The sequence below is a fragment of the Cohaesibacter intestini genome, from assembly GCF_003324485.1.
Lineage (GTDB): Bacteria > Pseudomonadota > Alphaproteobacteria > Rhizobiales > Cohaesibacteraceae > Cohaesibacter > Cohaesibacter intestini.
In genome coordinates this window covers 127,304-151,400 of the sequence record NZ_QODK01000003.1, presented here as the reverse complement: position 1 = coordinate 151,400, position 24,097 = coordinate 127,304, and the positions used below count along the sequence as shown (strand labels likewise).

General features: G+C 55.6%; 25 protein-coding genes and 1 riboswitch. Of the genes, 19 read left to right on the top strand and 6 right to left on the bottom strand.

Translation table 11 applies throughout. The features are described from left to right. The first annotated feature begins 75 nt into the window (after positions 1–75). From DSD30_RS11420 to DSD30_RS11395, 6 genes are all read left to right on the top strand, one after another. The gene (locus DSD30_RS11420) at positions 76–1,332 is read left to right on the top strand and encodes an AMP-binding protein (RefSeq protein ID WP_157967663.1); all 1,257 of its coding nucleotides are present in this window, start codon (positions 76–78) and stop codon (positions 1,330–1,332) included. Further along, positions 1,329–2,450: a thiolase family protein gene (locus DSD30_RS11415; RefSeq protein ID WP_114009832.1), complete on the top strand. Its 1,122-nt coding sequence runs from the start codon at positions 1,329–1,331 to the stop codon at positions 2,448–2,450. The genes DSD30_RS11420 and DSD30_RS11415 overlap by 4 nt, the downstream gene beginning before the upstream one ends. Before the next feature lie 41 nt (positions 2,451–2,491). Further along, positions 2,492–2,689, top strand: coding sequence for a heavy-metal-associated domain-containing protein (locus DSD30_RS11410; protein ID WP_114010399.1), 198 nt, complete (start codon positions 2,492–2,494; stop codon positions 2,687–2,689). A gap of 210 nt (positions 2,690–2,899) precedes the next feature. Next, positions 2,900–4,387 carry a sigma-54-dependent transcriptional regulator gene (locus DSD30_RS11405; RefSeq protein ID WP_245418448.1) on the top strand — a complete coding sequence of 496 codons (1,488 nt, stop codon included), beginning with the start codon at positions 2,900–2,902 and terminating at the stop codon, positions 4,385–4,387. 115 nt (positions 4,388–4,502) lie between these two features. Then, a complete protein-coding gene (locus tag DSD30_RS11400; RefSeq protein ID WP_114009831.1) occupies positions 4,503–4,769 on the top strand; it encodes a hypothetical protein in 267 nt (88 codons plus the stop codon). 42 nt (positions 4,770–4,811) lie between these two features. Then, a complete protein-coding gene (locus DSD30_RS11395) occupies positions 4,812–5,300 on the top strand; it encodes a GNAT family N-acetyltransferase (RefSeq protein WP_114009830.1) in 489 nt (162 codons plus the stop codon). 80 nt (positions 5,301–5,380) lie between these two features. On the opposite strand, the gene DSD30_RS21735 is transcribed toward DSD30_RS11395, so the two are convergent. Beyond that, positions 5,381–5,539: a hypothetical protein gene (locus DSD30_RS21735; protein ID WP_198662923.1), complete on the bottom strand. Its 159-nt coding sequence runs from the start codon at positions 5,537–5,539 to the stop codon at positions 5,381–5,383. Between the two features lie 212 nt (positions 5,540–5,751). On the opposite strand from DSD30_RS21735, the gene DSD30_RS11390 reads away from it, so the two are divergent. Beyond that, complete coding sequence (locus DSD30_RS11390; protein ID WP_114009829.1) at positions 5,752–6,636, top strand: AraC family transcriptional regulator; 885 nt, start codon at positions 5,752–5,754, stop codon at positions 6,634–6,636. A 110-nt stretch (positions 6,637–6,746) separates the two neighbouring features. On the opposite strand, the gene DSD30_RS11385 is transcribed toward DSD30_RS11390, so the two are convergent. After that, positions 6,747–7,283, bottom strand: coding sequence for an EF-hand domain-containing protein (locus tag DSD30_RS11385; protein WP_114009828.1), 537 nt, complete (start codon positions 7,281–7,283; stop codon positions 6,747–6,749). A gap of 374 nt (positions 7,284–7,657) precedes the next feature. Beyond that, the gene (locus DSD30_RS11375; protein ID WP_198662922.1) at positions 7,658–8,434 is read right to left on the bottom strand and encodes an EF-hand domain-containing protein; all 777 of its coding nucleotides are present in this window, start codon (positions 8,432–8,434) and stop codon (positions 7,658–7,660) included. Positions 8,435–8,850: 416 nt separating this feature from the next. On the opposite strand from DSD30_RS11375, the gene DSD30_RS11370 reads away from it, so the two are divergent. The 8 genes from DSD30_RS11370 to DSD30_RS11335 all read left to right on the top strand — a co-directional run bounded on the left by DSD30_RS11370 (position 8,851) and on the right by DSD30_RS11335 (position 18,303). Continuing rightward, positions 8,851–9,618, top strand: a complete 768-nt coding sequence (locus DSD30_RS11370; protein ID WP_114009825.1) for a response regulator — start codon at positions 8,851–8,853, stop codon at positions 9,616–9,618. After that, the gene (locus tag DSD30_RS11365) at positions 9,615–11,165 is read left to right on the top strand and encodes an ATP-binding protein (RefSeq protein WP_114009824.1); all 1,551 of its coding nucleotides are present in this window, start codon (positions 9,615–9,617) and stop codon (positions 11,163–11,165) included. The genes DSD30_RS11370 and DSD30_RS11365 overlap by 4 nt, the downstream gene beginning before the upstream one ends. Before the next feature lie 157 nt (positions 11,166–11,322). Continuing rightward, positions 11,323–11,847, top strand: coding sequence for a GNAT family N-acetyltransferase (locus DSD30_RS11360; RefSeq protein ID WP_114009823.1), 525 nt, complete (start codon positions 11,323–11,325; stop codon positions 11,845–11,847). A 249-nt stretch (positions 11,848–12,096) separates the two neighbouring features. Further along, entirely contained in the window at positions 12,097–13,362 is a 1,266-nt protein-coding gene (locus DSD30_RS11355; RefSeq protein ID WP_114009822.1) for a SulP family inorganic anion transporter, read from the top strand. Between the two features lie 6 nt (positions 13,363–13,368). Next, positions 13,369–13,950 carry an AAA family ATPase gene (locus tag DSD30_RS11350; RefSeq protein ID WP_114009821.1) on the top strand — a complete coding sequence of 194 codons (582 nt, stop codon included), beginning with the start codon at positions 13,369–13,371 and terminating at the stop codon, positions 13,948–13,950. 316 nt (positions 13,951–14,266) lie between these two features. Then, positions 14,267–14,554: a co-chaperone GroES gene (groES, locus tag DSD30_RS11345; protein ID WP_114009820.1), complete on the top strand. Its 288-nt coding sequence runs from the start codon at positions 14,267–14,269 to the stop codon at positions 14,552–14,554. 61 nt (positions 14,555–14,615) lie between these two features. Further along, positions 14,616–16,268 (top strand): chaperonin GroEL, encoded by a 1,653-nt coding sequence (gene groL, locus DSD30_RS11340; RefSeq protein ID WP_114009819.1) that lies wholly within the window; start codon positions 14,616–14,618, stop codon positions 16,266–16,268. Between the two features lie 556 nt (positions 16,269–16,824). Further along, positions 16,825–18,303 (top strand): methyl-accepting chemotaxis protein, encoded by a 1,479-nt coding sequence (locus DSD30_RS11335; RefSeq protein WP_114009818.1) that lies wholly within the window; start codon positions 16,825–16,827, stop codon positions 18,301–18,303. Between the two features lie 92 nt (positions 18,304–18,395). On the opposite strand, the gene DSD30_RS21535 is transcribed toward DSD30_RS11335, so the two are convergent. Then, a complete protein-coding gene (locus DSD30_RS21535) occupies positions 18,396–18,605 on the bottom strand; it encodes a SlyX family protein (protein ID WP_157967661.1) in 210 nt (69 codons plus the stop codon). 229 nt (positions 18,606–18,834) lie between these two features. Here DSD30_RS21535 and DSD30_RS11325 point away from each other — a divergent pair, with 229 nt between their 5' ends. The 3 genes from DSD30_RS11325 to DSD30_RS11315 all read left to right on the top strand — a co-directional run bounded on the left by DSD30_RS11325 (position 18,835) and on the right by DSD30_RS11315 (position 21,104). Beyond that, positions 18,835–19,359: an RrF2 family transcriptional regulator gene (locus tag DSD30_RS11325; protein ID WP_157967660.1), complete on the top strand. Its 525-nt coding sequence runs from the start codon at positions 18,835–18,837 to the stop codon at positions 19,357–19,359. 91 nt (positions 19,360–19,450) lie between these two features. Continuing rightward, positions 19,451–19,915, top strand: coding sequence for a phage regulatory CII family protein (locus DSD30_RS11320; RefSeq protein ID WP_114009815.1), 465 nt, complete (start codon positions 19,451–19,453; stop codon positions 19,913–19,915). Between the two features lie 148 nt (positions 19,916–20,063). Then, complete coding sequence (locus tag DSD30_RS11315; RefSeq protein ID WP_114009814.1) at positions 20,064–21,104, top strand: hypothetical protein; 1,041 nt, start codon at positions 20,064–20,066, stop codon at positions 21,102–21,104. Here the strand turns inward: DSD30_RS11315 and DSD30_RS11310 are convergent. Both DSD30_RS11310 and DSD30_RS11305 read right to left on the bottom strand, forming a co-directional pair. Next, entirely contained in the window at positions 21,086–21,646 is a 561-nt protein-coding gene (locus tag DSD30_RS11310) for a group III truncated hemoglobin (protein WP_114009813.1), read from the bottom strand. The genes DSD30_RS11315 and DSD30_RS11310 overlap by 19 nt on opposite strands. Before the next feature lie 28 nt (positions 21,647–21,674). Further along, the gene (locus tag DSD30_RS11305) at positions 21,675–22,433 is read right to left on the bottom strand and encodes a ChbG/HpnK family deacetylase (RefSeq protein WP_114009812.1); all 759 of its coding nucleotides are present in this window, start codon (positions 22,431–22,433) and stop codon (positions 21,675–21,677) included. 1,083 nt (positions 22,434–23,516) lie between these two features. Then, positions 23,517–23,621: riboswitch (SAM-I-IV-variant riboswitch) on the top strand. 89 nt (positions 23,622–23,710) lie between these two features. Here DSD30_RS11305 and DSD30_RS11300 point away from each other — a divergent pair. Then, on the top strand, positions 23,711–24,070 hold the full coding sequence (locus tag DSD30_RS11300) for a hypothetical protein (RefSeq protein WP_114009811.1): 360 nt from the start codon (positions 23,711–23,713) through the stop codon (positions 24,068–24,070). Positions 24,071–24,097 lie beyond the last annotated feature (27 nt).

The following is a 24,097-nucleotide window of genomic DNA, read 5'->3' as shown; positions in this document are numbered from 1 at the left end:
TGACTTGGCAGCAATCCCCCCGATAGGGTTCGATTGCACTTGCTTTATGGCAATTGCCTTGTGACAGGAGCCCCCTTGAGTAACGAGACTTTTCAACGCGCTGATGACGGCATGATCCGGCTTGCCAGTGGGCGGGCTGATGTTGAACGCGACATTGCCCTGCTGCGGCAGTGCCTTGAGGATGGGCATTCAATCCTTGCTGGTCATGCAGGCTATGAAGATTGGGGCAAGAGCAAAGCAGGCGGTGGTCAAATGCTCTATTGCCAGAGCTCGGGCTCAAGCGACAAGGCCAAGACGATCCGTCGGACGGCTGCGTCCTGGATCCGAACCTTTCGCAAGACCCGCTCGTTGTTTCATCTCTCCGCGCAGGACCCCTATGCGGTTCTAGGCGCTCTTAGCCACTCCCTCACACTCTATGGCATCCTTGAAGGACTGGAGGTGGGCGGCGGTGTCGATGTGCTCACCGGCCTCACGCCGCGCCATCAGGCAGTGGCTCTGGCACAAGCGCAAAGCGCGGTGCTGTATGCGACCCCTTCGCAATTGCGGTTGCTATTGGAAGGGGCAAAGATCGCACAGATCACCCTGCCCGCAATGAAACTGATCTGGAGCGGCGGCGGCAAGCTGGACCCGGATTGCCGAACCGGTTTGGAGGCACTCTGCCCCAATGGGCAAATTTTGGAATTTTATGGCGCATCGGAAACCAGCCTGATCACCCTGTCGAACAAGGAAACACCGGTTGGCTCGGTCGGCAAGGCCTATCCCGGTGTTGATGTTCAGATACGGGATGCTGACGGGGCCGTGCTTTCAGCGCCCGACCAGATCGGCGAGATATGGATCAAGAGCCCCTATCTGTTTGATGGCTATGAGGCGGGGTCTAGCCGCGACACGCTCTGGCGGGATGGATATTTGACCGTCGGCGAGATGGGATCGCTTGATGCCAATGGCTTCCTGTTCCTGAAAGGCCGGAAAAGCCGCATGGTAACGGTGGCCGATCAAAATGTCTTTCTGGAAGATGTCGAAGCGGTGTTGCAATCGAATCCGTCGGTTCGGATCTGTGCGGCCCTCGCGGTGCCGGACAAGCATCGCGGTCACGTGGTGATGGCGATTGTCGAACGCACACCGAGCGCGGCCAGCGATGGCGAGGATGCTGGCACGCATGTCGATCCGTTAGCCACTCACTTGCAAGCGCAATGTCGTGCGGTTTTGGGACCTCTGGCAACGCCCAAAGCGGTTCATTTCATCGATCATCTCCCCCTGCTGCCAGCAGGCAAGCCGGATCTTCTCGCCTTGTCTGAATGGCTTGAGGGTATTTTGGCGAAGGAGCGACCATGAGCAAGAGCTACTTGATGGCCGCCAGACGCAGTGCCGTGTCGCCGCGCCATGGCGCTTTTGCCGATCTGTTGCCGCATCAATTGGCCGTGCCTGTGGTCAAGGCGGTGCTGGCCGATGCAGGGCTGGACACTTCGGACGTGGGTGAGATCATTGTCTCCAATGCACTGGGGGCTGGGGGCAACCCGGCGCGATTGGTGGCCCTGGCCAGCGACCTGCCGGAACGGATCGGCGGCCTGAGCATTGATCGGCAATGCTGTGGTGGTCTGGATGCCCTGCTGCTGGCGGACGCGATGATACGCTCAGGCCAGCATGATGTGGTGGTGGCCGGGGGCGTGGAGAGTTATTCCCGCCGTCCACTTCGCTCCCACACCTTTGCCGATGGTTCCGAGCCTCGGCCCTATGATCAGGCCCCCTTCACCCCATGGCCAGAACGGGACCCCAATATGGCGGTTGCTGCTGATCAGCTGGCTCAGCGGCTCTCCATTTCCCGCGCTGAACAGGATGATTGGGCTATCCACAGCCATGCCAAGGCACTGGCTTCACAAGACAAAGCCGCTTGCGAGATCGTTCCGATCGCTGAGCTTGCCCATGATCCGTTTGGCCGCAAACTGAGCCAGCGGCTATGTGACCGCTCCCCGGTGATCGCCGGTAGTATCACCAGCGCCAATATGTGTGTGGCAGCCGATGCGGCGGCCTTCGTCGTGCTGGTTTCCGAGCGGGTGGCGAAAAAGGCCCCTCACCCTTTGCCCGAATTGCTGGCGGGAGCGACAGTGGGCGGAGAGCCTGACATGCCAGGCCTTGGCCCTGTGCCTGCCATCCGGGAAAGCCTTGCCAAGGCGGGGTTATCGACCGGCGATCTGACGATTGCCGAAATTATGGAGGCCTTTGCCGTACAGGCGATTGCCTGCCAGCGTGAAGCCGGTATCGATCCGGCCATCGTCAATCCATTTGGCGGGTCGCTGGCGCGCGGCCATCCCATTGGTGCATCAGGCGCGGTTTTGGCTGTGCGCCTGTTTCATCACTTGCAAAGGCAGAATGGTGTCGGTCTGGCAGCCATTGCTGCGGCCGGTGGGTTGGGCACAGCCCTGATTGTCAAATCGGGCACGCCGGGCCTATAGTGAGCGTTCATCGAAGCACCCAGATGTCAGGGACAAAGAGCATGATCAAATTGACAGTACAGGAAATGGCTTGCGGCGGTTGCGTTAAATCCATCAAGGAAGCGCTGACCGCGCTTGACGGATCAGTTAACGTCAATGCCGATCTGGAATCAGGCACCGTGGAAGTCACCAGCTCTGCGGAACCGGAAGCCATCCGCGCCGCAATCGAGGAAGCCGGTTTCCCCGCACAATTGGCCTAATGCCGTTAGGGCATGTTAGGTGGCGAACTTATGCAAAGGCGTTTCCCACGGGAAGCGTCTTTGCTGTTTTTGGACAAAAACAGCGTAAAACCCTCGCATTCTGCATTGGTTTCGAGGCTTCTTTGGTAAAGATTTCGATTTGCAAAGACTTTGTTTACCCTGTTTGAGCAACATGGCGTCGTAAGTAGTTTTTAGAAAGGCGCCACCATCATGTTATCAGGACACGCGGATGCCAATTCCGTCCGCATTGCCGTTGTCAGTTCTGACCCCGCCTTCCGCCGCATGATCAACGAGCGATTGTCGAGCATGCTGGAAGAGCGGTTGATGCAGCCCTGTGATTTTCAGATCTTCGACGACAAGGCCCCGGCGACCTTCCTCATGGAGCCGAGCTGCGCCCTTGTCACGTTCGATGACGAGGAAGACCTCAAAAGCCTGTCGCGCCTTGCAAGCCGTCATCCCAACATGCTGCTGCTGGCCTTGAGCGAGAATGGTTCGGTGTCACGCGCGGTTGCCTCGATGCAAGCTGGTGCCCATGATTTCGTCGCCCGCCCAGTGAGCGCCGCCGCCTTGGCGAGCCGGCTGACCGAATTGCTGGCCCAACACCGCCCAGCGCCCCATCCAACACGCATAGAGGCGCCTGCAACAGCAGAGACCGCTTTGCATGTCTCCAATGGGCAACCGATTTCCGTGCAGGACAACTCGGAAGCGATGCGCGATTTTGAAGGCTTTATCGGCAAGTCTCCCGCCATGCAGGGAGTTTATGACCAGATCCTGCGGATTGCCGCCTCCAAAGCGCCGGTCTTCATCACAGGTGAATCCGGCACGGGCAAGGAAGTCTGTGCGCAAGCGCTGCATACGCGCTCCAGCCGTGGCGAAGGCCCTTTCATCGCCATCAATTGCTCAGCCATTCCGTCCGATCTAATGGAATCGGAATTGTTCGGACATATGCGCGGCTCATTCACAGGCGCCACCGAAGACCGCAAGGGGGCTGCTGAACTGGCCGATGGCGGCACGCTGTTTCTGGATGAAATCGGCGAAATGCCCCATGATCTGCAAGCCAAGTTGCTACGCCTGATCCAGACAGGCACCCTGCGCCGGGTCGGAGGGCATGAGGAAATCTCCCTCGATATCCGCTTTGTCGCTGCCACCAACCGGGATCCGGTCGAGGAAGTGCGTGCGGGTCGGTTCCGCGAAGATCTGTTCTACCGGATGCATGTCTTGCCGATCCATTTGCCGCCTTTGCGCGAACGCAGCGGGGACATTATGCCGCTGGCCCAATCCTTCCTGACGCAGTATGCGCAAGAGGAAGGCAAGGCCTTTGCTCTGTTCAGCACCGAGGCTGAACATATGCTCAAGGCCTATCGCTGGCCGGGCAATGTGCGACAGTTGCAGAATATCATTCGCCGACTGACAGTGATGTATGACGGGATGATTGTCGAAGCCGACTTCCTGCCTGATCTGATGCATAGCGACGAGCATTATGAAAGCGATCTGGATCACGCCATTTCCAACCTGCGCGATATCGGATCGGTGATGGCGGAGAGTATCGAGCCCTTCTGGATGCAGGAAAAGCAGATTATCGAAGGGGCTCTCAGTCATTTTAACGGCAACATCTCACGCGCGGCTGCTGCTCTGGAGATCAGCCCTTCAACGATCTATCGCAAGCGTATGAGCTGGGCGCAGAAGGAAGTCTGCTAGGCTTTTTCGCGCATCCTTGGAGCCGTCCAGTTGCTCCTGGACAAAGATAGCCTCTCGACAGACGCGTTTCTGCCGACTATGAGTGGGCAGATCCAATGTCTTGAAGAGAGATGGCATGATTTTCTGTATTCAGGGGCGGGCCAGCGAGGCCCCAAAACCACCCCAAACCAAAGCACAGCGTCGCAACTTCGTGGTCTGCATTGATAGTGACCATCCGCGTACCGCGCAGGAAGAGGCTGAGAAGGCGCTCGAAGCGATCGATTGCAGCTTCATCACCGTGACCCGCATTCTGGAAGTGCGTGGCGAGACGCGCGATCCGGCACTGGCCAAAATCGTGGACGAAGCCCGCAGAAACGGCCTTGGACTCGCGATCTATCGCTGAGTTCCGACCCGCTTCCCTCTGCCTGCAACGAAAGAGCCAGTCATGAGCTATACGTTCATTCGCCCTGCCACCGATGAGGATGGCCCGGCACTCAAGCTTCTGATCACCGAGATTTTTGCCGATTATGACAATTGTCACTTCGTAGATGAGGAATTTCCCGAACTGGCCCACCCCGCCAGCTATTATGTGGCACTGGGTGGCCAGATGTGGGTGGCGGAATCGGACGGTGCGCTGGTTGGCTCACTGGCAGTCGGCGAGAGCCTGACGCCGGGCGTGTTCGAATTGTTCAAGGTTTATGTGGCCCGGAAGGCGCGTGGTCAGGGTCTGGCCTGGTCGATGTATAATCTGGCCACCGATCTGGTGGATAGCCGTGAAGGCCATACTCTCAAATTATGGACGGACACACGCTTTGTCGAAGGCCATCAATTCTATGAAAAGGTTGGCTTCGAGCGGGTTCCGGTCACGCGCTATCTCAATGATGCGTCTGACACATGGGAATATTGCTACCGGCTGGACGCCCATGACGGCTAGTTCCGTTGACGATTGGACATAGAAAAGGGCGCTCCCATCCGGAAGCGCCCTTTTTTGCAAGGCCTTACGATCATTTGCCCTCAGCTCAGCGCCCAAAGGGCAAGGCTGCAAACCACGATATGCAGCAGGATCGGCCACCAAATGGGGCTTTGCGGCAAGTCTGGCAGGGACAATCCAGATCGCTTCGATCGTTGCGATTCCAGCTGCGGCATTTGAGTCCAATGGTCCAGGATACTCATGTCTGGCTTCCATTTCCCGGCATTCTGGACGAGCAAAATCTCTCACCCGCGCCTGTCTGAGGCTAGGGCTGCTTCCGTCTCAAAATCCCGTATTTTTGCGTTTACAGGCTGTATTTTATGGTTTGATGCATGAAAAGAGAATGATCGCACTGGCCAATATGATATGCTCAATGGTAGTCTTTGCATGAGACAGAAACCAAGAGGCCGGACGCATGGAAAATGGTCATAAATATCTGCTGCGCACCGACAGCTTTCCACCCTGCAATCATCCGTCGGGGGAAAGCGGCAACCTGAATTACTCCCGCAGTCTGGGCACAGATGGCAACTGGATCGGCTGCGGCTTCATTGCGCAGGTTCATTCGGACGGCAATTATTACAATATCAAGTTCCCCTATTTCTCCCTCGTTTATGTGGCCTCCGGCACGGGCAGTTATATCGATCAGGATGGCAATGTCTTTCCATTGTCGGCAGGGTCGGTGTTCATGCGTCTTCCCGGTATGGTCCATTCCAGCACGGTCGATGATGTCGCCAAATGGCGCGAATATTATCTCGACTGCGATCAGGCTCTCTATGAGCAACTGATACGGCAGGGACTGTTGTCCGCCAAGCTACCAGTGTTGCAACAATCCCCTTCTGATCGCCTGATGGGGCGGCTGGAAGACATGCTTTCGAGCCTCAAGCATGGGGTGGAGAGCGATCTGGCAGAGATCCAGATTCACTTCCTGTCCTTGCTGGTTTCCCTTACCCGGCCACAAGAAGCTGGCAGCAAGGAAAGCCAGATGCACAGGCGGATCACCCAAGCCTGTGAGGATTTTGACCAGATCTATGCTGGTCGGCTCGATCTCAGGGCCTATTGCATGGACAAGGGCTGGTCCTATGAGCATTTCCGCAAGGTTTTCAAACAGCATACGGGCATTGCACCGCGAGACTATCTGATCCGACGACGGATGGATCATGCCTGCCGCCAGTTGCGTTCAAGCTCCTTGCGGATCTCCCAGATTGCCGACCAGTTGGGCTATGCTTCGCAATATGAGTTTTCAAACCAGTTTCACCGTCATTTCGGGGTCTATCCGAAGCATTTTCGCAATGGGCATTAGCAGCCCGAACTGCTGCCCCCCGAGGAAGAACGCAAAAACTCCGCCATCCTTGCGAATGGCGGAGCAGGCAATCGTGTCAAATGTCGGTGATGGATAAGCGGGTCATCTGATCAGGATTTTGGCGCGTCTTGCGGGGCTGGCTGCTTCTGCATGGAGCGGCCCCATTTGCCGCCGCGGCGGTCGGATTTGTCGATTTTGCCGTCATCATTGCGGTCCATGCGCTCGAACATAAAGCCCGCCGGTTCGCTGATTTCTTCAAGGGTCACCTTGCCGCTGCCGTCGCGATCCATGCGCTGGAAAGCCCGCACCATACGATCCTGCGTCATGCGCATCCATTCAGCCTTGAATTCCTCAAGATCAACGGCACCGTCGCCGTTGGCGTCATTGTCCTTGATCTTTTTGGTCAGGCCGGCATCCAGCTCTTCCTTGGTCAGGGCGCGGTCGCTGTCGGTATCAAACTCCTTGAACAGCTGCATGGGACCTTTCATGCCGCCGCGCATGCCTTTCTTGTGCCAGCCGTGATGGCCTTTTTGGCCATAGTCATTGCCCCATCCCCGGGCGGAAGCCGGATCGGCGGAAACCAGAGTGGTTGCAGACAGGCCAGTCATCAGGGCAACAGCCAAAGCGATTTTCGATGCGTTTTTCATATCATTTCCTCTCAATGTATGGCGCCAGTTCGGTTGGCGTTTTCAGGGCGATTTGGTTGCTCAATGTCGCATTCAAAGTCAGAAACTTATTGCGCTCGGGCGGGCCTTTCAGCACCTCTTCCCTTGCGCCACATCCAACAGATAGGGGGCAATTGCCGCGAAAAAATGCTGAAATTGCGCCATTTTGTCGCGCTCTGTAACCATCTTGCGGCTTGATACATTCGGTTACAAATTTCCCAACCATCGGCTGGAGACGCCTTTCATGGCCCATATGTCTCGGCATCAAGCCCGACTGCAGGCACCCCAAAAAAGAAGCCCCGCCACCGATGACGGTGACAGGGGCGTGATGTCAGATCAGAGTGAGATCTACAGGCTTAGTTGACCTGCGCCAAAGGGGGCAGAGGCGGCTGAGGGGCCTGCTGGGCCTGTGGTGTCTGAGGTCCCTGCGGGGCCTGTGGACCGAAACCCGGACCAAAGCCTTTGGGGCCGAACTGGCTGTTTTGTTGTCCAAACTGGCCGTTTTGTGGTCCGAAGCGTCCATTCTGCTGGCCGAACTGAGGACCATTGGGGCCCTGCTGCATATTGCCTTGCTGCCAGCGGCCACCATGGCGTCCACCGCGACGGCCATCGTCGTCACCCCAGCGTCCACCGCGTTTGCCCATGCGCTGTTGCGGGCGGTCGTCCTTGTCGATTTTTCCGTCATCATTGCGATCCATGCGGTCAAACATGAAACTGGACTGCTGTTGCAATTCTTCCAGCGTCACCTTGCCATCCCCGTTGGGATCAAGGCGCTGGTAGGCACGGACCATCATCCGTTCGGTCTGCTTGGCCCATTCGGTTTTGAATTCTTCAAGCGTGATCGCCTTGTCACCGTCGGTGTCATTGTCGGTGATTTTCTGCTCCAGCGCGGTCGCCAGTTCTTCCTTGGTCAGCACACCGTCCTTGTTGATGTCAAACTGCTGGATGCGCTGTTCTGGCCCCATTCCGCGCGGTCCACCCTTGAAGCCACCACGAGGGCCCATGAAATTCTGACCCTGTTGCGGGCCACGGTCGTTCCAACCGCGTGCAGATGCCGTATCAAGGGACAGTGCGGTTGCTGATACACCGCCGATCAAAGCGACTGCCAGTGCGATTTTGCTAAAGTTTTTCATTGATCTATTCCTTTGTTCAAGGGGCCAATTCCTCATTGGCCTTGGGGCCGTCTCACAGGCCGGTTTGCGCGTGATGACCCGCCCATTTGTTGATTGGGCTGGCCGGGTGATGGTCGGCGTGGATGCTGGCCAGTTGGTCTTGGTTTGGCCGTTCTGCCGATGCACTGAAGTTAGGAAGGATTTGTCGCAGAACTATCTCGCAAAGCGGCAGAATTGTCGCGCTCTGTAACCGCATCCCAAACCGTTACAGAGCGATACAAATTACCGGACTTTGCGTTGAAAAAACCCGCTATTCTGGCTTTGTTGATAAGGAAATCATGCTATTTGAAGAAGCATGACCCACGCCAACCCGCACAGACAGCTTCTGTGAAGTGGCGCGTGCATCACACAGACGACGAGACCACAAGGAGAGACACATGGAGCAATCAGCACATATTCTGGTGGTTGACGATCACCGCGACATTCGTGAGCTGTTGTCAAAGTATCTTTCCAAGAATGGTTTTCGCGTCTCGGATGCCGATGGGGGGGTGAAAATGCGGCAGGTGCTGAAGACCGCCGCCATCGACCTCATTGTGCTCGATGTGATGATGCCGGGCGAAGATGGGCTGACGCTGTGCCGTCATGTGCGCGGGAATGAGAATATCCCGGTTATTCTGCTGACGGCTCTGGGGGAGGAAACCGACAGGATCGTCGGGCTGGAAATCGGTGCGGATGATTATGTGTCCAAACCCTTCAGCCCGCGCGAATTGCTGGCGCGCATCAAGTCGGTTTTGCGCCGCAGCCAGTCGATGCCACCTGAAGCCCAGCGTTCCGAAGAGCCCGAGCGGCTTCGATTTGATGACTGGGTGCTGCATGTGCATCAACGCGAGTTGGTCAGCCCGAAAGGGGTCACGGTTCCCCTGAGCGCGGCAGACTATCGGCTGCTGGTCACCTTTCTCAAACGCCCCACCATGGTGCTGTCACGCGATCAGTTGCTTGACCTGACCTCTGGTCGGACAGCCCAGATCTTTGATCGTTCCATCGACAATCAGGTCTCCCGCTTGCGCAAGAAGATCGAAGAAGACCCCAAAGTGCCCAAACTGATCAAGACCGTCCGCGGAGGCGGCTATGTCTTCACCGGCAAGGTGACTGGCAAAGTCTCTGATGCCGACCTGCCTGACATGGATGAGGAGACCGGCCTTTGATCAATAAAAAGCAGCCCACAACCAAGTCTGACGACAAGAAGCGCCCTTCCCCTGCGCGCTCCTTCCGGCTCTGGCCAAGTTCATTGGCCGGACAGCTGGTGGCTGCCTTGATGATTGCATTGGTGGTGGCCCAGGCGGTGACCATCCTGCTGTTTGCCTATGAACGCTCGAACATCGCGGTAACGACGACCCGCGGACAGGTGCTGGACAGAACGGCCTCTGTTGTCCGGTTGTTGAATGAAACAGACGAAAGCCTGCATCAACGGGTGATCCGAGCGGCAGAAGGGCCGGACATCCTGTTCACCCTGCGTGACAAGACCAGCCTTTTGGTGCCGCGTTCAGGAACCAAGGAATCCTTTCTTGTCCGTCGTCTGGAACGCCGCGCAGGCCTCGAAGAGGGCACTGTGCGGATCAGTGATCTTCCGCGCAAGTTGACCTTCAACAAATCCGATCCCCAGTCGCGCAATGACGATGCTGTGCAAACGGATGACCGCTGGCGGAAATGGAAAGAAGAGAGGGACGAAGCCCGCAAAAGAGGCTTTGAGGCCTGGAAACAGCGTCATGACGACCGGATGCGTGATCGCAACTGGCGGGATCGACGCCCCAAGCTTGCTGCTCTGGACATGACCCTTGCTGTGCCCCTGAATAGTGGAAAATGGCTGCAGGTGCGCACTGGTTTGCCCAAACCGCCCGAAAAGTGGGGCCGGCCTTTTCTGATTTCGCTGGTGACAACAGCGAGTTTCATCTTTCTGGTGGTCATCTTCACCGTTCGCCGTTTGACGGCACCGTTGCGCGATCTGGAAAATGCCTCCCGCAAGCTGGGACGGGGTGAAACCATCGAGCCATTGGCCGAGAAAGGGCCGAAGGAGGTGCGCGGCACCATCATCGCCTTCAATGCGATGCAGGAACGCTTGATGCGCTTTGTTCAGGACCGAACCCGGATGTTGGCAGCGGTCAGCCATGACTTGCGCACCCCCATCACCACCCTGCGCCTCAGGGCCGAGTTTATTGATGATGAGGAAATGCGCGGCAAGGTTCTTGAGACGCTCGAAGAAATGCAAGCGATGACCGAGGCTGTGCTGGCCTTTGCCCGCGAGGATGCGACAAGTGAGGAAACCCGCGAGGTGGATATTGCCGCAATGCTGTCGTCGATGGTGGATGACTATCAGGAAATGGGCAAGGATGTGCGCTTCGAAGGGCCCGACAGTCTGATCCAGCTGTGCCGGGCGGTGAGCCTGAAACGGGCCATGCGCAACCTCACTGAAAATGCCTTGCGCTATGCTGGGGATGCGACGGTTCAACTCGCCAAAACAGCAACCGGGCTACGGATCGATGTCTGTGACCGTGGACCGGGCATTCCCGAGGATAAGCTTGAAGAGGTCTTCTCGCCTTTCTTCCGGGTGGAGGGATCGCGCAATCTGGAAACAGGAGGCGTCGGGCTTGGATTGTCGATCACGCGCACAATCATCCGCAGCCATGGGGGTGACATCACACTGACCAATCGTTCTGGCGGCGGGCTGAAAGCAACCATTCAGCTGCCACGCTGACAGATGTGTCGAGAAGCGCGAAGGTTGGGCACGGCGTCACATTATTGTCATCTGTTTCAGTGCATAACCGGCAAGAACCAAAGAACCCGTTCAAAGTCGGTCGCCATCGCCATTCGGGCGAGGCCCATGTCAGGCCGGTTGATATAAGGATAATCCGATGACAGCACAATTGCGTCTCGCCAAGGCCGAGCAGATTGCTCATATCCGGCCACTCATTTTCTCCGCCTTCTCCCCCGTTGCCGCTCGCATGAAGAAGACGATCCCGGACGATGCCTGGTCCGATCTTGGCGACTATGTCGATCAGCGCAATCTCTATATTCTGAAAGACGAGGACGGTGATGCCATCCTCGGTGTCCTTTGCTTGAGAGAAGGCAAGGACCATATTCATGTCGATACGGTGGCGATCCATCCTGATCATCAGGGACGTGGACTGGGCACGATGCTGCTGCAGGATGCCGAAATGATTGCCGAGTCTCGTGGATGCCCACATTTGCGGCTGCACACGCCGGAAGTCATGGACGAGCTTCTTGGTTTCTATGAGCATCTCGGTTTCAGGGAAACCAAGCGCGCCCTGCCCAGCCATGGCCGCGATGACATTCTGCGGGTGCATTTCGAAAAAGAGATCGCCCATAGCGACTTGCAGGTCGATCCAGAGTTTGAGCATGATCGTCAGCTGTGCTGACTTTGCATGGCATCAGGGCCTGTTTCGCCCTTCCAGCTATCCCATCCATGCATTGCAGCAATGCCCGCCTCTTTCAGTCGAAGGCAGGGCTTGAGCCGTGAGAGCAAAAGCCTTAAGCAGGTCGTAATCTATCAGGCCAGCCTTTTGCCGTACCCTCTCGAAAACACCTATTCGTGTCTAGGATGGCCTGCCCCCCGCGTGCAGGGGCAGAGCGCCCGTCGCACGCCTTTTGTCAGGACAGGCTGATCCATGCGCCAACCAAAGCTACTGACCACCCTTCGCACGTATAATCGCCGCGCCTTTGCAGCCGACTGCATGGCGGGGATCACGGTGGCGATGGTGGCGATCCCGCTTAGTCTGGCGATCGCCATTGCGTCGGGGGCTGATCCGGGCAATGGATTGATCACGGCGATTGTTGCCGGTTTCTTCATTTCGCTGCTGGGCGGCAGCCGGGTCCAGATTGGCGGTCCAACCGGGGCCTTCATCGTTGTTGTCTATGACGTGATTGCCACCCATGGCTATGATGGTCTGGTTTTGGCGAGTTTCATGGCCGGGTTGATTTTGCTGGTGGCGGGGTTTTTCCGGGTCGGACGCTTGATCGCCTATATCCCCGATGCGGTGGTCAATGGTTTTACCATCGGCATCGGCATCATTATCGGCTCCAGCCAGATCAAGGATTTCATGGGGCTGGATCTTGCGTCGGTTCCAGCGGATTTCCTTGAAAAACTGCCCGTCCTGTGGAATGGCCTCGACAGCTTCAATCTGGCCGCCTTCATCATAGCTTTGGGCACGCTGTTGTTGATTGTCGGCTTGCGCCATGCCTTACCACGCTTTCCCGGCCTGATCATTGCGGTTGCGGTCGGATCGGTGATGGTGGCCCTGCTGCAATTGCCCGTGGATACGCTGGGTGGACGCTTTGGGGCGCTGCCAAGTAAATTGCCGGTCCCGGCATTCCCGGATCTGTCGATTGGGCGGGTCATTGAGCTGTTTCCTTCCGCGCTGATCATCTGCTTTCTGGCTGGGGTCGAATCCCTGTTGTCAGCCATGGTGGCGGACCGGATGATTGATGGCAATCATCGCCCGAATGCGGAGCTGTTGGCTCAGGGGGCTGCCAATGTGGCCTCGTCCCTGTTTGGCGGCATGCCAGCCACCGGAGCCATTGCCCGCACGGCAACCAATGTGAAAGCAGGTGGCAAGACCCCGGTTGCGGGGATTGTTCATTCGATCGTGATCCTGCTGGCCATGCTGTTTGCCGCCCCGCTGGCGGCTGGATTGGCGATGCCAGCGCTTGCCGCCCTGTTGATGTTGACCGCATGGAATATGTGCGAAGTCCACAAGTGGGGAGAATATCTGCGTGGAGACAGAACCGAGCTTGCGCTGCTGCTGCTTACGCTTATTCTGACAGTCCTAGTGGATTTAACCGTCGCGATCGGTGTCGGGGTTTCGGTTGGCCTTGCCATTCGTCTCTCGCGCCGCAAATCTGTCGAAAGTGACTGGCACATGCCGGAACGGTGAGTATCAATGGCTGTTTCACGTTTGCCCCGCCTTGTCCTGACCGGGCCTGAAAGCACTGGCAAGACAACCCTTGCCAAAGCCTTGGCCGAGCATCTGGATGGTGTTCTGGTACCGGAATATCTGCGAGACTATTTCCAAGTAGAAGGCAGCCTGACACTAGAAGATGCCATCCCGATTGCACAGGGCCAGTGGGTGAATGAAGAACGCGGTGCCGAACAGGCCAGCGAGCAGAACCGGCTGCTGGTTTGTGACACCGATCTCGTCTCTTCCCTCGTCTATAGCTGTCATTATTACGAAGATGAGATCAACACCCCGCTCTGGGCCTTGTGGGAGCAATGGTCGGAGCGCCACAAGAAGCGCCTCGCCAAGCCCCCCTATACGCCCCGTCTCTATATATTGTGCGATGTGGACTGGCCTTGGGTTGACGATGGCCAGCGTGATGCGCCGGACCTACGCGGGCTGTTTCTCAAACGCTTCAAAACCGAGCTGGAAGCCATGGGCCATGATTTTATTTGCGTCTCTGGCTCTCTGGATGAACGGCTGAGCAGCGTGCTTGCCCATCTGGTACGCCATCATGCAAACAGATAAGGTCCTTTGGACCGCGCCTTGAGATTTCCAGCCCTCCCCCCTTTGGCACACAGCCTCTGGAAACCGTTTGGAGACCAAGCCCTATGGTTTTTGTCTGTCAGCGAGGCGCCAGATGGCAAAAAAATTTGTCTCAATTGTTGACTTCTCCCTATGCCTTGCCTAAATGAGAGACCGTCGTTAGCACTCGCCTATTAGGAGTGCTAATACACTTGTTGAACGAGGAGCAGATCGCTCGGATGCCGCTATAAATGGTAGGGGCATAGCATGCCCAACCAGGGTCCGGGGACTGCATAACAGATTAGGGAACGTTTCAGAGATGAAATTCCGTCCTCTGCATGACCGCGTCGTTGTACGCCGTTTGGAATCCGAAGAGAAAACCGCCGGTGGCATCATCATTCCTGATACCGCCAAAGAAAAGCCGTCTGAAGGCGAAGTTGTTGCTGTAGGCAGCGGCGTTCGTGACGAAGCTGGCAAACTGGTTGCACTTGACGTGCAGGCTGGTGACCGTGTGCTGTTTAGCAAATGGGCTGGCACCGAAGTCAAGATCGACGGTGAAGATCTGCTGATCATGAAAGAGAACGACATTCTCGGCATCATGGGCTAAGGCCGGATCCGACGTCGTATCGCCTCACATTCCAAGTTTATAGATTTCAGGAAGAGCTCAAATGGCTGCTAAAGAAGTCAAGTTCGGTGCTGATGCACGCGAAAAAATGCTGCGTGGTGTAGACATTCTTGCCAACGCTGTAAAAACCACCCTGGGCCCTAAAGGCCGCAACGTGGTTATCGACAAATCCTTCGGCGCTCCACGCATCACCAAAGATGGTGTGACCGTTGCCAAGGAAATCGAGCTGGAAGATAAGTTCGAGAATATGGGCGCACAGATGGTGCGTGAAGTGGCTTCCAAAACCAACGATATCGCTGGCGATGGCACCACCACGGCAACCGTTCTGGCACAGGCCATCGTTCGTGAAGGGCACAAGTCTGTTGCTGCAGGCATGAACCCAATGGACCTGAAGCGCGGCATCGATCTGGCCGTTGCTGAAGCGCATAAAGCTCTGGAAGCTGCTTCCCAGCCAATCAACAATTCTGACGAAGTCGCTCAGGTTGGCACCATCTCTGCAAACGGCGAAGCTGAAATCGGCAAAATGATCGCCGATGCCATGCAGAAAGTCGGCAACGAAGGTGTGATCACCGTCGAGGAAGCCAAAACCGCAGAAACCGAGCTGGAAGTCGTTGAAGGCATGCAGTTCGACCGTGGTTACCTGTCTCCTTACTTCGTGACCAACACCGAAAAGATGATTGCTGATCTGGAAGATCCGTTTATCCTGCTGCACGAGAAAAAACTCTCCAACCTGCAGCCAATGCTTCCAATTCTGGAAAGCGTTGTTCAGTCTTCCCGTCCGCTGCTGATCATTGCAGAAGACATTGAAGGCGAAGCACTGGCAACTCTGGTTGTCAACAAGCTGCGCGGCGGCCTGAAAATTGCTGCTGTTAAAGCGCCTGGCTTCGGCGATCGTCGTAAAGCAATGCTCGAAGACATCGCGATCCTGACCGGTGGCACCGTGATTTCTGAAGATGTTGGCATCAAGCTTGAGTCTGTCACTCTCGACATGCTCGGCACCGCCAAGAAAGTCAACATCACCAAAGAAACCACCACCATCGTTGATGGCGCTGGCGACAAAGACGGCATCGAAGGCCGCGTTGCTCAGATCAAAGCTCAGATCGAAGAAACCTCTTCTGACTATGATCGTGAGAAACTGCAGGAGCGTCTGGCTAAACTGGCTGGCGGTGTTGCTGTTATCCGCGTTGGCGGTTCGACCGAAGTGGAAGTGAAAGAGCGCAAAGATCGTGTTGACGATGCTCTGAACGCAACCCGCGCTGCCGTTGAAGCTGGCATCGTGACCGGTGGTGGTACCGCACTGCTGCGTGCTTCCAAAAAAGTTGCTGAGTTGTCTTCTGAAAATCCTGACATCACTGCTGGCATCAAAATCGTTCTGCGTGCCCTGCAGGCTCCGATCCGTCAGATCGCCGAGAATGCTGGTGTTGAAGGGTCCATCGTGGTCAACAAAGTCCTCGAAGGCAACGACACCCTCGGCTTTGACGCTCAGAACGAAAAATATGTCGACATGATCGAAGCTGGCATCATCGACCCAACCAAAGTGGTTCGCACTGCTCTGCAGGACGCCGCTTCCGTTGCTGGCCTGATGATCACCACCGAAGCCATGGTTGCTGACGCACCTGCCAAAGAAGGCGCTGGTGGCGGCATGCCTGATATGGGCGGCATGGGCGGCATGGGTGGCATGGGCGGCATGATGTAATAAGCATCACCGTTCAGTACCTAGCTGAAATTGAGGGCAGTCCCGACGGGGCTGCCCTTTTTTTGCACCCATGCAACCCTGCATTTATGCGCCGCCTGCACACGGAGGCGACGTGATGCCAGCACAACCGGTCAACATCTGACTGAGATTGTAGGCAGTCACGAAGGTGCTGCTATTGAAATCTGCATATATGGAACTGGAACCAATTCTTAGATCAACCATTGGTTGCTTCGCAAATATTGACTGCACTTACAGATTATCGACACAAATTGCCAGTTCACAACCTAATGTTCGTATAATTGCTTACTTGTACCCACCTAAACCGGAGCGTGTAAAATCAAATCGCGCCGATCTTGCTAAATTATCGGTAAATAACTAATCGCCATATCCATTTATTCCGCATTTGTTTTTAAACCAGTTTCTAATTTTACTACCTATAACCATCAGTATTTCGACATTAGTTCTTCTCCTTAGATCAAACACTGTCAGATTTAATGATAATTTTACTGGATACAGTCAGAGTCATGGAAAATCTTTGATCTTGTGGGGTCACTCTATGTTTAAACTTTCAGGAAATCTCGATAAGGCACGTCTGAATGCAATTGGTGAGTCTTGGGCCGTGATCGAGTTCGATCTCGACGGCACCATTCTCACGGCCAATGACAATTTCTGCAACGCGCTGGGCTATTCATTAAATGAGATCTTGGGGAAGCATCACAGTATCTTCGTCAAGGATGATCTGGCCAGCAGCTCATCTTACGTTGAGTTCTGGAAGGCCCTTGCCTGCGGCAAAGCGCAAACGGGCGAGTTTCCACGCATTCGAAAGGATGGCGAGACCATTTGGATTGAGGCCAGCTACAGCGTCCTCAAGGATGGTTCCGGCAACCCATACCGCGTGATCAAGATTGCAGCAGATATCACACAGAAGAAACTGGAAAATCTACGCTCTGCCGGTCAGATTGCAGCCATCCAGCGGTCACAGGCGGTGATCGAGTTTGAGTTGGATGGCACGATCATTGATGCCAACGAAAATTTCTGCAATGCACTCGGCTATGCATTGTCGGAAATTAAGGGCCAGAACCACAGGGTCTTTATCGATCCCTCACAGGTCAACAGCCCGGACTATGGCAACTTCTGGAACCACCTGCGTTCCGGACAATACCATTCCGGGGAATTCAAACGAATTGGCAAGGGTGGCAAAGAGGTCTGGATACTGGCCACCTACAATCCAATCCTCGATGACACAGGCAAGCCAATACGGGTTGTGAAGTTTGCCACAGACATCACGGATGTCGTTGAAAACCGCCTGCGCCGAATGACGATCCAGAAAGACATTGATGCTGATCTTGATCTGGTCGCAGATGCCGTCACTGGCACCAACCAACAGGCAGCAAGCGCCGCCAGCGCCGCGACACAGGCTTCCTCGAGCGTTCAGACTGTGGCAGCGGCCTCTGAGGAACTGGTCGCATCGATCGAGGAAATCAGCCGTCAGGTTGCGCAGGCCAGTTCGGTTTCGGGTCAAGCCGTGCAGGAGGCCAACCAGTCAGAAGGCATCATGGCAGGCCTGTCCGAAGATGCTCAGAGTATTGGTGAGGTCATCGAGCTGATCGAGAATATCGCCTCCCAGACCAATCTGCTGGCCCTCAACGCCACCATCGAGGCTGCCCGTGCGGGTGAAGCTGGAAAAGGCTTTGCCGTCGTGGCCTCCGAAGTCAAGGAACTGGCATCTCAGACCACCAAGGCAACGGAACGGATTTCAGCGCAAATCAGTTCGGTTCAGTCCTCAACGGGCAACGCCGTCTCCGCCATTCAGCAAATCAAATCCGTTATCCAACAAGTCAACGCCATCTCGGAGAACATCGCCGCAGCTGTCGAGGAACAGGCTGCTGTCACCCGCGACATTTCCGACAATATGCAAATGGCGTCGACGGGCGTTGCGACCATCTCCGAGAATATCGAGACCATTTCCAAGGCGACGGCACAGATGCAGGATTCCACCATCAAAGTTCGAGCGGCTTCCAAAAAACTGGCTTGACCGTCACGCATAATTGCAACAAAAGGCCGCCTCATTGGAAGGCGGCCTTTTTGTTTGTCCATTTCCCAAGGCGGCTCAGCCCTCAGTAAAGCTCAGTAATGCGGTGGCTTCTGGTTGGCAGGTGGGCCGACATTGTCTTCCAGTTCGACGACAGCCTCTTGGAGGAACTTCATCTTGCGGGTCAGGCGATCAATCATGTCCCACTGGCGAGAGACCATATCGGACAAGTCCTCGACCGTCTTGGTTTGATGGGCGAGCTGGATTTCGAGATCGACGACGCGCTCTTCCAATGGGTTTGACATTCCGCTTTCCTCGTTCTGGCTTGTTTGCTGGTTCATGGGATATCGCGCGCGCGTTGCTTTGTCGAGAGCCTTCTCCGGGTTACGTTCTCCCGCCCCTCGTCCCATGGATGCGACAACAGGACAAAGGAACACCCTAAAAGTTCCCCTTTTTTTCATGAATTGACGCAGCGCAAGGAAAAATGCGCCAACTTCCGCAGAAATGTGGGGCGTCAAGCTTGAGGAAACAACGATGAGACTGGCCAAAGGCACTGATTATGCCTACCGCATCCTGATGTTGGTGGCGATGAATGATGATCGCAATCTGACGGTTGAGAGCGTTGCGAGCGCTTTGCATCTGTCGCGCACCCATTGCATGAAAATCATCGCGAAGCTGTCGAACAATGGTTTTCTGAAAACCATGCGCGGGCGCGGTGGCGGATTGGAGCTGGGCAAGGAGCCTGCCGAAATCCGTATGGGCGATGTGGCCAAGGTGATGGAGGCGGATTTCGGCTTTGTCGAATGCCTTTGCCCTCGTTGTGAGGATGCCCCCCAACCAGACTGTCCGATGTTTGGCGGCTGCGAAATGAGCCGTCTTATGTCCAAGGCGGTCAAGCAGTTTGTTGCCAGCCTCAATGAAAACAGCCTAGCGGACATCCTTGAACGCTCCAAAAACACACCCAATCTGGTGATGTGTGGCTGTGAAACCGGTCGCGGCACGCCGGGAAAAGCCGATGAACTTTCGCAATCGGCCCCTGTTTCTCTCGCTGCGGACTGATCCGAGCTGAAAGTGTTAGAAGCCCTACACCCGACTTGATATTAAAAGTTGCACTGTCTATTCTGGCACTCGTCTTTTTGGGGAGGGGCGAATGCTGGATGATGTGCATGTCAAGGATCGCGGGGCGCAGTTTTCCTTTCTGGTGCGTCAAGCCATCTCGCGCAGCGAGAGGTATGATATCAAAACCATCGCCAAGCGCATGGGACTGAGCTATCAGGCCTTCTATCAGCGACTGAATGGGTCCACCCCTTTTGCTGCGGACGAAATCCGTCGTCTGATTGCCGTCTTTCCCGACCCTTCCATCGTCAGCTATTTGCTGCGCGGCACGGCCTATGTCGCCGCCGAGCGGATTGGAGAAACGGAAGGCGACCCCGAGGACACCCTTTACCAGGCCGCTCATCGGGTGGTTCTGGAGGCATCCGATGTGTTGCGCGAAATTGATGTTGCGCTTAGAGATCACCGGATCGACCATCGCGATACGGCTTCCATCGTCAAGGAAATCGAGGATGCAGAGCGCAGCCTGATCTCCTTGCGCACTTTCATTGCCGGGCGATAGTTGCCCTCCCCTCCAGATGATTGTTCACGCCAGCTTAAAAACCCGTAGCGTTTTTTTAGCGACGGCAGACCCCTTTCCTTGCCATGTCTGGTGCATCAGACGCCGCGCACCGGTGAACCGATGTGCGCCTGCGCAAAGGAGATGCGAAATGCCATTCGATGCACCCCATGCCCATCACCAAAGCCATAAGGAAGGCCCTGTCACCCATTTAACGCCTCCTGCAATTGCACCATCAGGTGTCGAACTGACGCATTTGCTGGCCCATCCGCAAGGTCAGTGTGATCTGGAGGGCCTTGCGGCTGCAATCAGCATGCAGGACCTGGCCTTTGAATGCGAAGGAGACGGACAGCTGGCTCAACATCCCGCCTTTCCCGCAGCCGTGCGTCAGGTGATCGGGTCGGAACTGATGTCGACAGCCTCGCGTGAGGCACTGGCGGGACTGCCCTGCCCCTGGGGCCCGGCCTGCGGCCTGCATGTCTTTTTCAATGGTCAAAGCAACAAGCAGATGGCCGGACTGGCCTGCCCTTGGCTAGTGCGGACAGACAGCACTGGCGCGAACAGCATGCGCGTCACCTTGCGATTGTTCGGGCTGGGGCAGCTTTGGTGCAACAGTTTGGGGGAAGCAGCCCATCGGGCACTGGAGCGGGGCATCAATCTGGCGGGGGTGAAATCGGCATGCCAAGGGGTGCTGATCCGTTCGGTGGATCGTCTCTGGTCTCCCTTGCAAGACCCGGTCCCGAAGGCCAACAGGGCACTGGTGCACTTCACCACGCCCTTCCATGGGGCAGCATCGACAGAAGAGTTGATGGATAGCCCTTCTGATCGGGCGACCGTCGGGTCGCAGTTCCTGAGCAGCCTGCTTTCGCGGGCAGAGGATATTGCACGCTGGCATGGCCTTTCGCTGGCAGTGGACCGTCAGATGCTGGATGATGCCGTTGCATCGGTTCAGATGACGATGGACGCACTTGATGTAAGCGAATGGAACCGGGCTATCAGCCAGAGCGGTACGGCCCGTATTCCCATGCGGGGACATACAGGGCTGTTGCAGTTGCAGTTGGGACCGGCGCCGGATCCGGCTCTGTTGCGGCTGCTGCAGATTGGCTCACAGCTTCATTGCGGCCAGGATCTAGCCTTTGGACTGGGGCGTTATGAGCTGTTCCTGACTGCCGATCAGGACTCGTCCTGTTGATCCTTGCGCCGGACGAAAGCGAGGAAGTCCTTCGACATGACACCGTGATCAAAGGCATCGGGTGGCGCGATCCGACCTTGCATAAACACTGCCATTTGCAAGGTCTTGGCGATGGTCTCCGCCCGGCTGATATAGAGATCCGCCGCCGCCTCGGGACACAGATCACGCGCGGTTTGGCGGAACAGGGTCAACCAGTCGGCGAAGTCTTCCGGATCGAGCCCCTCGAGCTTGAGATGGGCAGGAACAGGCTTGCCGCCATATTCCCGCGTCTGCATCAACATAGAGCGCCAGAATGCCTTCATCCGGTCCAGATGCTCAGGCCACTCCATGCTCAGGCCACCGGCAAACAACATGGCCAGCCGGGGATGCTGGCGGACCTTGCCGTAAAATGTGTCGACCAGATCCGAGACCTGCTGCTCGGTGATGGATGCGTGGAGCGGTTTGCCGGTACGTTGCTTTCTCACCAGAGGACGCCCGACCAACTCTTCGCTGGTAGCCGTGTGGGGGCCCATGCCGAGATCGTTGTCGTCTTCCTGCTGCATATCACTTTCTTTCCCGCAAGCCAGTATTCTAGGTGTTGAACCAATCCATTTGATCAAAACGCCTTCCCGGGTCATTGTCAAAGCGCTCGAGCCGAGCCCTGTCGCGTTCCTCGTCAAGAGAGGGGCGCACTGCGTACCATATCTGGGTGTCTTGTCGCCAGCTGGATTTCTGAGGCAGTCGTTTGAACTGTTTGACTTCCACCAGCATCCGGCGGTTCCAGCTCTGGGCCTGATGCAGATCGCTATGCCAAACGAAACGGCGTGCCATTCTTTCACGCAAACCACCGGGCCGTGACAGGGTGGGCACAACCATGGCAATGGATCCGAGATTGAAATGCCCGAGACTGGCAGTCGCTCCCAACACTGCCGGTGCAAACATTATGATGGCCTCTTCCAACAGAATGAAAGCCGGCGACCTGCCCATATGCGCAATGAAGCGCTTGATCTGGGTACGGAACTCCCCTTCCAAAATGCGCGCATCCAACCCACCAAACCGCGCCGCTGCAATCAGATCCTGCCGACGCGGCAGAGATCCCTCAGAAAGACGGTTGGCCGGAGCAAAGCCACTGCTCAAAGGAGAGAATGCGCCTGTCAGGCTCAGATGCATTCCGATGACAGTTGACAGAGCCGGATTTTCGACCACCTCCTCGCGCAAGAGCCGAGCACTCTGGGGCCAAAGGTCCGACACAGGCAGACAGGCAACCGCTCCGAGAACCTGATGCCGCACGAGCTGCAAAACGGCCTTGTTGATGCCATCGGTCATCGCATAGTCCAGAACACAGAGCAAGGCGAGTCCTTTTCATTCTTCAGCCGGTTCAGGCACCATGCCAGCGCAACTCGACCCATCTCCAGACATCAACCGTTTCATACTGATGGTCAGTTGGCGCCTCTATTCCGCAGCATCAATAGGCTCTTGATCGAACCTGTGCAATATGTGTTTTCGGGCCGGAATGATTCGTTGACCTCAACGCGAGACCTATTTTTCTTCGTGCGTACAAGGCGATATCGACTTATTTCCGAAGCGGCGGGTTCAGAACTGTTAAAAACACCTTTTGACAACTGGGCAAGGCGATCGGGTCTGGTCAACAAATTGGGCTTACAAGACAGACCATTCCAAATGCAGGATGGTCTCAATATTTCGGCAGGAAACCTGCATGCGACCATGGGTCCTGAGATTTGAGTGGAGAAATTGGTATTTAAATTCCAATCCACTTACGTCATACTCAAATCTTCGCCTTCTCATATATGAGGTTATTTTTCCGCGCGCCCAATTGTTCGTGTAAATAAAAACAATAGTAAATTCAGGACTAAACCCCACCTTAACTCTCAGCATTCCAATGCACAGCCCAATTTCAGCCTATCAATTAAATTTTCAGTTTAAAAAAAATCATTTAACAATAACTAAAGTCATAATTACAGCCATACATCACTGAACAAAATTAAAATATGTTTTTATCAAATCACAATACTGTCAATTTATAAATATCATAAAATTATTTTCCTGAATTTTTCTAGATATTCTTTTTATTGACTATTTAATACACTTTTCTCCTAACTTTATAAGGAAAAAATCTGGCCTTTTTCAAGAATTTCCCCGTATAACCACTTTTACTATGGAAAAGTGATCTCCTGTAAAATATACTGAAACACGGAGAAACTAAGACTGCCCGACCGGCATTTGTCCCCCAAATCGATGCCGTATAGGAGCGCGGTTTCTCCCAAGACGGTCCCCACATCTAACCGTCACGAGAGGTCGTCGGCAACGACGGCCTCTTTTTGTTAACTGTTGCCCTTGCGCCACGCCAACAGTCTGAACAACCGCTTCTTCATTAAACCACCTTGATCTGGCCGCAATGTCGCCGTATGGTTTGGCCATCATCATGAGAAGGGCTGGCGCCCTCGCCAACCTGCCAACCGCGGCAAGGTGGCACCTATTACGGGATGTGGCGGCATCTTTGCAAACCGCGAAGATGGCGCAAACACGCGGATATTCCCATATCGTCGCCAGTCTTCCAAACCGTGTCAGGTGCACCAGGCGCTTTGACATGCAAGGAAGGAACAAAAATGTTTGAAGCAGCCGATTTCGATCGTCACCATTCTGCAGAGTCCGATTCCATTCTGGCACAAGGACATGGAAAACGGATTTCATCTCCCCTGAAAGCACCCGTCGATGCGATTGCCTATGAACGGGCGGTACGCACCATTCTCGAGGCTGGGTTCAAGGCACGGGTTTTGTCCTGGCGATCTGCCTATGATCTGGGCGCACAGAACAATCTGTCCCTCGAAGCGCTGCGGGAGCGCGTCAGCCAATGCGTCCGGTTGATTGATGCCGGTCTGGGTTGTGCGATTGACGAAACCCTGTTTGCGGCTTTGGTTTTTCATTATGCTCCGCTTGCGCGCGATATTGCCCGTCAGCCCCGATGATCCAACTGTGCGCACGGGTCTCAACGC